8 protein-coding genes and 1 pseudogene are annotated in these 8,878 nt (G+C 54.4%); 2 read left to right on the top strand and 7 right to left on the bottom strand.

The genetic code is table 11. The features are described from left to right. The 6 genes from R6T97_RS12510 to cysQ all read right to left on the bottom strand — a co-directional run. Positions 1-1,541: beta-1,6-N-acetylglucosaminyltransferase (locus R6T97_RS12510; RefSeq protein ID WP_410349628.1), on the bottom strand; the 1,541-nt coding region annotated here is incomplete at its 3' end. Then, complete coding sequence (locus R6T97_RS12505) at positions 1,538-2,548, bottom strand: glycosyltransferase family 2 protein (RefSeq protein ID WP_410349626.1); 1,011 nt, start codon at positions 2,546-2,548, stop codon at positions 1,538-1,540. The genes R6T97_RS12505 and R6T97_RS12510, both read right to left, overlap by 4 nt. Further along, entirely contained in the window at positions 2,545-3,615 is a 1,071-nt protein-coding gene (locus tag R6T97_RS12500) for a glycosyltransferase family 2 protein (RefSeq protein ID WP_410349625.1), read from the bottom strand. The genes R6T97_RS12505 and R6T97_RS12500 overlap by 4 nt, the downstream gene beginning before the upstream one ends. An 8-nt stretch (positions 3,616-3,623) precedes the next feature. Beyond that, positions 3,624-4,517, bottom strand: a complete 894-nt coding sequence (locus tag R6T97_RS12495) for a UTP--glucose-1-phosphate uridylyltransferase (protein ID WP_410349624.1) — start codon at positions 4,515-4,517, stop codon at positions 3,624-3,626. Positions 4,518-4,627: 110 nt separating this feature from the next. Further along, on the bottom strand, positions 4,628-5,428 hold the full coding sequence (locus tag R6T97_RS12490; protein ID WP_410349623.1) for a 3-deoxy-manno-octulosonate cytidylyltransferase: 801 nt from the start codon (positions 5,426-5,428) through the stop codon (positions 4,628-4,630). Then, positions 5,428-6,225 (bottom strand): 3'(2'),5'-bisphosphate nucleotidase CysQ, encoded by a 798-nt coding sequence (cysQ, locus tag R6T97_RS12485; RefSeq protein WP_410349622.1) that lies wholly within the window; start codon positions 6,223-6,225, stop codon positions 5,428-5,430. The genes R6T97_RS12490 and cysQ overlap by 1 nt, the downstream gene beginning before the upstream one ends. A gap of 113 nt (positions 6,226-6,338) precedes the next feature. Here cysQ and R6T97_RS12480 point away from each other — a divergent pair, with 113 nt between their 5' ends. Together R6T97_RS12480 and dnaK are read left to right on the top strand one after the other, a co-directional pair. Next, positions 6,339-7,160 (top strand): ABC transporter permease, encoded by an 822-nt coding sequence (locus R6T97_RS12480; protein WP_410349621.1) that lies wholly within the window; start codon positions 6,339-6,341, stop codon positions 7,158-7,160. Between the two features lie 203 nt (positions 7,161-7,363). After that, a pseudogene (dnaK, locus tag R6T97_RS12475) lies at positions 7,364-8,554 on the top strand (molecular chaperone DnaK); the annotation flags it as partial. Here dnaK and R6T97_RS12470 read toward each other — a convergent pair. After that, positions 8,479-8,853: a PAS domain-containing protein gene (locus tag R6T97_RS12470; RefSeq protein ID WP_410349629.1), complete on the bottom strand. Its 375-nt coding sequence runs from the start codon at positions 8,851-8,853 to the stop codon at positions 8,479-8,481. The pseudogene dnaK and the gene R6T97_RS12470 overlap by 76 nt on opposite strands. Positions 8,854-8,878 lie beyond the last annotated feature (25 nt).

Raw genomic sequence — 8,878 nt, 5'->3', positions numbered from 1 at the left:
TTCAACGCAGTGCCGCGATGGCCCGCGATTTCGTCGATAATCGTCTGGAGCACGTCCATCGGGGCCTCGATGAACTGCGCTAAACTCATGATCTGCACCCGCGCATGTGCGTCAGGCGAGCGCAGCACCTTAAGAAACCTATCCTCGATCCGCTGCATTCTTGCAGCTTCGCTCCTGACTTCGCTTGCCGGTCTGCCTGATGCAAACAGCGGAATAGACCACGCGCCGGATATCACCCATATGCTGGCATTAGTGTCTTTTGCGACCGTCCAACAGATATCTTGGGTATCCGCCGGGCCAAACAGAAGGCAATGATGCTCATCGCGGCCATTCCAGATCAGGTTGGTCAGGAACATCTTGCCGTTATAGTCGCGCAACCGCGCATTATCCGAAAGCCCACCGCGGTAAATCCCGCTTCCATCGGCGAAATACGCCCGGTCCTTCGCAAAGAGATGGCCATGCACCTGCGCACCGGTCTGCTTTGTCAGCCATGTCCGAAACTCGGGGAAAACGTCTTCAAGCCCCTGCAAAACCGCATAGGGCGTTGCCGCGATTTTGCTCTGTCGGTCGATGCTCGGGTAGCGGCTTTGCATATAAAGCCCCTGCCGTCCCAGCGTCCGTCTCTCGACTGCCTGCGAAAAGACACGGTCTACCGGCCCGGAGTTGGGTTCCTCCGTGCGACGCTGTGGATCATCGGGCAGGGGGAACTTTTGATACAAAAGCGCTGCATCCTGCCATATTTTGCGGGCCACAAAGCTATTGGACCGCTCCAGCAGATCTGCATGGTCATCAAAGAAAATATGCGGCTTGCCCTGATAATCGAATTTCGCCAGCGTAAGTGATCGGCTTTCCACCTTGCGCGCATGAAGGCGGGCAAGCGTTTGATAGTAACTCTCGTCCGGAATCCACACGTAGCGAAAATAGGTATCATAGATTTTACGCTTGGGGTCACGTAAGATCGCGTCGAGCGTTTGCCGCGTCAGGCACCACCACTGCGACCCCATATGCGGCACGATACCTTCGGGAATACTACGCCGATACCCCACTGCTTGCTGCAATTTGACAAACATATCGAAAAGTCGACGGTATTTCTTCCAAGCAAAGGGAAACTTGAACAAGAACCTTTCACGATCCAGACCTCCCTTGGTCCAAGGGACGTCCGCCGTTGTCGCGCTTTCGATGAAATCAGTGTCCGGGTGGGCATCAAGATAGCATTCCAGTTCTTCAATGGGCCGCAAAGGCAAGCAGGCACCCGATGCAAGGAACGCATGGTGCACATCCGGGAACTCTTCAAGCAAGAGTGTCGCCGCTTCCTGTGACGCGGCCACCAGACCCCATGACCCCCACTCGCATCGACGCCGCGCCGAGAACCGTACATCAGGCAAACCTGCGAGCGAGCGGGTGAAGCGATCATAGGTGGCGTCCGGCACATTGCTGTCTACATGCACGACAACCGGACATCCCGCTTCAGCCCAGTGGCGCACCATCTGTTCAGCCCTGCCAAAGCCGGTATGCACCAGCATGATCACACCCAAACTCATGCCCAATTGCCCTTGGACATCAGGCCGAGCACTTCAAGCTGCCGCCAGTTGATGTATTGCTCGCTCCATTGGCACCACAGGTCCGGGTCTGTGCCGTGCCGTTCAGCATAGGTCTTATATTCGAGGCCATTTCGATAGTGTTCGGCGCGTTCTGCTTCCTCTGACACGCGGTCGCCAAAGGTGTTCAGGAACTTTGCATGCAGCAAGATGCCCGATGTCTTTTCGCCGCCCTGCTGATCATAAACCAGATTAAGCCCACGCGGCAGCATCATATGGGTCGAACTGACGTATGCATAAGGCTTGCGCCATTTTACAAATGGAATCTTGTTCAATGCCGGTGCCTGTTTCGGTTTCGTAGCAAAGAAGCTGCGTGCGCGTGGCCCACCTTGAATCCATAGGTTTTTAAGCAGTTTGTTCTGCGACATGAAATAATTACCGGGATCAAACCAGCTTGCCGTCTCAAACGGGTCTTCGCCACGGGCATAGGTGGTCTGCCCGACAGGGCCCTTTGGGTACATATCAAGCAGCATAGCCCCGAACGACCGGACCTCCGAGGCATCCAGCCAGTCAGCCAGCGCGCGAATGGGCCGTGTATCGCAGAACGGATAGACAAAGAACTCATCCACATCGACTGTCAGCGCCCAGTGCCCGTCGGCGTATTTGCCTTGCAGATAGGTCAGCCAGTCAACGCCATATCGCGCCTCGCCGTAAGGGGCGTCAGTGCGCCACAAAGAGACATCGGGCTGTTCGTTCGCAAACGCGGGCCCGGCATCCTTGCTGTCGTTATCAACCATCAGGAAATGATTGACCCCAAGCTTGCGGTAATACTCAAAGAAAAATGGCAGACGGATATCTTCGTTCCGGAATGTGCAGAACAACAGAATATCGCTTGGGCCAATATCGCGGGTACGGTCGGACACCGCTTTCAATTCGCGCCCTTTGCGCAACGCACGCGCACGCCAGCGTTTGCGCTGCCAGCGCAGGCGATATGATGTCAGAATGTTCAAGAACGTCGCGACCTTTTTGTATTCCTACCCCAGAACATATCAGACCCATTGCCTTTGGACATCAACCCCAGTTCGACCAATTGTGCAGGCCCTTCATAGCGGCAAGATGCTTCATGCCACAGATCGGGGCTTTCAGTGAGCCGTCGATGATATCCGTTATAAAGGGCAGTGTTTTGAAAGTGCTGGCCCCGTTCCAGCTCTTCTTGGGATTTTGCGCCGATGATGGGCAGAAATTTTGTGTGGAGCAAAGCCCCACTGACTTTGCTGTCACCGTCAAAATCAAATACGTCATGCAGCCGCGTCGGGAGGATCTGATGTGTTGAACTGACATAGGCATAACGCCACGACCAGCGCACCAAGGGCGTTTTATTGAGTGTCGGCGCGCGCGCAGGTTCATCCGCAAAGAAAACGCGTTCGCGCACCCCGCCCTGTATCCAAAGATTGCTGTAATAGTGGTGCACTTGATTGCGATAATTGTCCGCATCAAACCATTCCAAGGTCTTGGTCGGATCGTCGCCGGGCACATAGGCGGCAGCGGCCAAAGGCCCCTTGGGATAAAGATCCAGCATCAGCGCACCAAAGGACGCATGACCCCTTTGATCCAGCCACGCCGTCAGATCACGAAGATCACGGTTTTCACATTCGGGATAGACCAAAAGCTCGTCTGCATCGACAGTCAGGCACCAATGCTTGTTGCCATACCGCAATTGAAGCCACCCGAGCCAATCCATACCAAATCGCGACCGCCGATAACTGTGTGTTGTCGACCAAAGCGATACATCGGGCTGATCCGCCAAAAACGCAGCTGTGCCGTCATCACTGCCGTTATCAACAAACAGAAAATGATTAATTCCAAGTTTGCGGTAATAGGCCAAAAAGTGAGGAAGCCTGACGATCTCATTGCGGACCGTTGCAAAGCCAAGGATGTCGTCGCCCGATATCAGACCTGTCCGGTCAACCGATACTGCCAACTCTTTTCGCTTGCGCCATATCCGAAATAAGATCCGCCGCCGCTTCCAGCGCAGGCGATATGCGTGCCATAGGCCGGTCTTGGGCGATGACAGCATCAAACGTCTTATTCGGCTGCCTGCCTGTTTAGATTCAGTTGCGCCAGAAATGCCGCGAACTCGTCCCGAAGCTCATCGCGTGCCAGCGCGAATGCGACAGTCGCCTGCAAAAACCCGGCCTTTGATCCGCAGTCATACCGCTCACCTTCAAAGCGGTAGCCAAATACATCACGGCCGGCACGGATTTCTTCCGCGATGGCGTCAGTCAGTTGAATTTCTCCACCGGCACCACGCCCGATCTTGTCAAAATTTGCCAGAACTTGCGGGGTCAGAATATACCGGCCAATCACTGCAAGATTAGAAGGCGCTGTCCCCGCAGCCGGTTTTTCAACCATACCGCGGGCCTTGACGATGGCACCGGTCTGGTCGTCCACATCAAGCACGCCATAGGATGACGTTTGCTCTGGCGAAACTTCCATCGTGGCGACCATCGCGCCGCCGGTTTCCTGATATGCCTCGACCATCTGCTGCAAGCACGGCTTTTCGCCCGCAATCACGTCATCCGGCAGAATAACGGCAAAAGGTTCATCACCGATCAGCTTGCGCGCGCAGGACACCGCATGACCCAAGCCCAGCGCCTTATGCTGGCGCAGATAGGCGATCGTGCCGCTTTCCATATTCGTGCTGCGCAGGATTTCCAGCAAGTCGGACTTACCAGCTTCTTCAAGCGCAGCCTCCAGATCAGGCGCGAGATCGAAGTAGTCTTCCAGCGCAGATTTGCCGCGCGAGGTGACAAAAATGAAATCCTCGATGCCAGCCGCACGTGCCTCGTCAATCGCGTACTGGATCAGCGGACGGTCAACCAATGTCATGATTTCCTTGGGCACGGATTTTGTCGCCGGCAGAAAACGCGTGCCCATTCCCGCCACCGGAAAAATCGCCTTTGAAACTCTTCTGTTCATCTTGCAACCTCTATAATTATTGACCACAGCAGTAACATTTTTTGTCCGCTTTGATAACGGTAAGCGGCCAGAGCTTCTGCTTTCTTGCACTATGAACAGGAAGTTTTTACCTAGTCTTGATTCATCTCAGTCAGCATTGCCTCGATACGGGGCACATCTTCGGGATTGTTCAATTCCCAAAACTGGCGACCCTTCGCAGCAACCTCGACACAGAGCATCGGAACACCCCGTTCCAAGAAACGCAACTGCTCCAGTCCTTCGAGTTGCTCGAGCGGACCGGCCTGCCATTGCGGATAAGCCGCGAGTGCATGAGGACGATACGCATAGACACCCACGTGATGGAAAACGGCAGTTTCGTCTGCATGGTCATAGGTTTGCCCTGTGAACGGGATCACCTCTTTCGAAAAATAGAGCGCATTGTGATCAGCGCCGAAAACCGCTGTCGTACCGCCGACACGTCCTTCGCGGCGATCCTGCAATAATCCGTTCAAAGTGCGCCCCTCAGTGCGCAAAACCGGTGTCGCCACATCGGCATTGGGATTGTCGCGCAGACCCTGAACCAAGTCTTCGATAAACCATGCAGGCGTCAGCGGTGCATCACCTTGCAGGTTCACGATGATTTCAAACTTGTCGCCTAGGTTGGCAAGCGTTTCGGCACATCGCTCTGTCCCGTTCTGGCACGTCGTCGATGTCATCACGACCTCAGCCCCAAACGCCTCGGACGCTTGTGCGATGCGCGTGTCGTCAGTGGCGACAACAACCCTATCAATGCCCACAACATCGCAAGCAGCATCCCATGACCGCCGGATCAGGCTTTTCGCCTCACCGCTTGCGCCGCGCAATTCCACAAGAGGCTTGCCGGGGTATCGGGTAGAGGCATAGCGCGCGGGAATAACGATCAGAACTGACACTATGGTTTCTCCAAAACAACACCGGGGGCGTAGGCGATAAAGAACGGGTTTTCAAATCCGCGTTTGCCGTAGGTCAAAGCGGTGTGGCCATCAAAACGCACAACTTCACCGCCCGCGCCGTTCAAGACCGCATGACCTGCAGCAGTGTCCCATTCCATTGTGCGGCCAAGGCGCGGATACAGATCCGCCTCGCCCGTGGCGACCAGACAGAATTTCAGCGATGACCCTGCGCTTTTCATATCAGCGGTTGAATATTTGCCGATATAATCGTCCGTGGCCTGATCCCGGTGCGATTTGGACGCCACGACCAGAAGGGCGGCATTATCAGGTGTCGACACTTTGATAGGGGCAGTCCGGCCCGGTGTGCCTTTGACGAACGGACCTTGCTCTTCCACCGAATTGCCTTCCGCATCAGTATAGAAAAGCCTTTCTTTGGCGGGCGCATAGACAATCCCGCGCACCGGAACGCCATCCTTCACATAAGCGATGTTGACGGTGAAATCGCCTCGCCGTTTGATGAATTCCTTCGTCCCGTCCAGCGGATCGACGATCAGAAACGTGCTCACCGTCTGCGTATGCGATACGGCCTGTTCTTCGGTCACAAGCGGCGTGTCGGGGAAAGCGGCGCGCAATCCGGCGCTGATGATCGCATCTGCGGCCTCATCGGCGGCTGTCACAGGGCTTTCATCGCTTTTCGAGCGCACGCCGAAGTCGTCAGAGCCGTAGATTTCCATGATCTGTTCGCCAGCCTCCAGTGCCAGCTCTCGCATTGTGTTCGTTAATTTCACAAAATCCATGCTGCACTGCCTGTCATCAAAATGCCCTGATCGGGGTGTTTATGGTGTTTCGCCAAGCGATCAGCAAGGCTATCGTGACAGCAAGAAGCCAGAACAACATACCGCGACAATAGATGTTTCAAACGCCCGTCCATAGAACCCCGACAAGCGGCCTGATCAGCATGCTTGAAGTGATATATCACACAATTGTCCGCCATGCGCGCAGCGGACATCGAAATGCTGTGATCGCGATCTTGCTGAGCATGTTTCAAAGCTTGACGATGATTTTTGCATTTCTTCTGTTCTTTCAGGTTCTCGGGCTGCGCAGTTCGCCAATCCGTGGCGATATGTTGCTTTATATCATGAGCGGGATATTTGTTTATCTCACCCATATTAAGGCCGTCACCGCCGTCATGGGTGCTGCGGGGCCCACGTCTTCAATGATGCTGCACCGTCCGATGAACACGATTATCGCGATAGTCGCTTCAGCGTTATCGGCGCTCTACATGCAGATCATCACATTGATGGCGATCCTTCTTTTATACCATATCATCTTCACGCCTGTCACAATTCATGACCCTGTCGCCGCACTTGGCTTCCTGATTGCAGCATGGTTCTCCGGTTGTGCCGTCGGCATGGTTTTCTTGGCCCTGAAACCGTGGTTTCCACGCTTTACCGGTATCGCCAAGACCATCTACGTCCGGGTGAACATGATCGCGTCAGGCAAACTATTTGTCGTCAATACGCTACCCGCAACCATGATCGCGATGTTTGACTGGAACCCGCTTTTTCACATTATCGACCAGATGCGCGGCGCAGTCTTTCTTAACTATAACCCACAATTCACAAGCGCCGACTACCCGATCTATGTCGCGCTCGGCCTGATCATGATCGGCCTGATGGGTGAATTCTTTGCACGTCAGCACGTTTCGCTAAGCTGGTTTGCCGGGCGATAGGCCGCGCGGTATCCGCAACCACACCAAAAAGCATTGTTTTAGATATTTTGCCTGTCCGCAGGCGGTTGCAGGCCTAATATACCGTCCCTATATACGACAAGATCAAGGTCTTCGGCGAAAGCCTTGGACAGACTCATGAAACTGGCGCGGGTGCCGAAACGGGTTCGCGCTGCTCAAACCGCCTAAAGTAGAGGGATTTGAAAATGGCCAAAGTTATTGGTATCGACCTGGGAACGACGAACTCCTGTATCGCCATTATGGACGGTGCAAAGCCGCGTGTTGTAGAAAACTCCGAAGGCGCGCGCACGACGCCATCTATCGTTGCGTTCACAGATGATGAGCGTCTTGTCGGCCAGCCCGCGAAACGCCAGGCTGTCACAAACCCCGAAAACACCATCTTTGCTGTAAAGCGCCTGATCGGTCGTCGCTTTGATGACAAGGACCTTGCCAAAGAGAAAAAGAACATGCCGTTCGAGATCGTCGATGGCGGCAACGGCGACGCATGGGTAAAAGCCAAAGGCGAGAAATATTCCCCAAGCCAAATTTCCGCGTTCATCCTCGGCAAGATGAAAGAAACCGCAGAAAGCTATCTCGGCGAAGAAGTGACACAGGCCGTTATCACCGTTCCTGCCTACTTCAACGATGCCCAGCGTCAGGCGACCAAAGACGCTGGCAAGATCGCAGGCCTCGAAGTGCTGCGCATCATCAACGAGCCGACAGCGGCGGCGCTGGCCTATGGCCTCGACAAGAAAGACAGCAAGACAATCGCAGTCTATGACCTTGGCGGCGGTACATTCGACGTGACTATTCTGGAAATCGACGACGGCTTGTTCGAAGTGAAATCCACCAACGGCGACACGTTCCTTGGTGGTGAAGACTTTGACATGCGCATTGTTAATTACCTTGCCGATGAGTTCAAAAAAGAGAATTCAGTTGATCTGACCAAGGACAAGATGGCGTTGCAGCGTCTGAAAGAAGCGGCCGAGAAAGCCAAGATCGAGCTGTCCTCTTCATCCAGCACGGAAATCAACCAGCCGTTTATTTCCATGGGTTCTGACGGCCAGCCGTTGCACATGGTGATGAAACTGACACGTGCAAAGCTGGAAAGCCTTGTCGGTGACCTGATCAAATCTTCGCTGAAGCCTTGTAAGGACGCGATCAAGGATGCTGGCCTGTCCACATCCGACATCGACGAGGTCGTGCTGGTCGGTGGTATGACACGTATGCCAAAGGTAAAGGAAGAAGTTGCCAAATTCTTTGGCAAAGAAGCTCACCAGGGCGTGAACCCTGACGAAGTGGTTGCGATGGGTGCCGCCATTCAGGCCGGTGTTCTGCAGGGTGACGTCAAAGACGTGGTTCTGCTCGACGTGACACCGCTTTCCTTGGGGGCGGATATCTCCACATAACAGGTTGTGCCGTCTGCACGAATGATTTTCTGGCTGAAGGGCCTGGCCGGTTGTCCGGTGGTAAACACGCGGTTAAAGATTCGATAGAGTTTGTCGCGGTCCTGGCCATGGGTGTACCGCCGGTAATTCATCCCCATCAGTCTTTCCGGGCTCCGCCTCTGAATACTGCAGACCGGGGGATTGAAAAAGGTGTAGTTTCCGGCGATGTCAACTTCGTAATATCCTTCTTGAATGTTTTCCAGGATGGTTCGGTATTTGTCCTCGCTTTGGCGCAGGGCTTCTTCCACTTTGTTCTGCTCATCTATCAACCGG

The organism is Yoonia sp. (genome assembly GCF_046498525.1).
Lineage (GTDB): Bacteria > Pseudomonadota > Alphaproteobacteria > Rhodobacterales > Rhodobacteraceae > Yoonia.
Note: the sequence above shows the minus strand (reverse complement) of the source record. Positions and strands in the feature narration are given on the sequence as shown.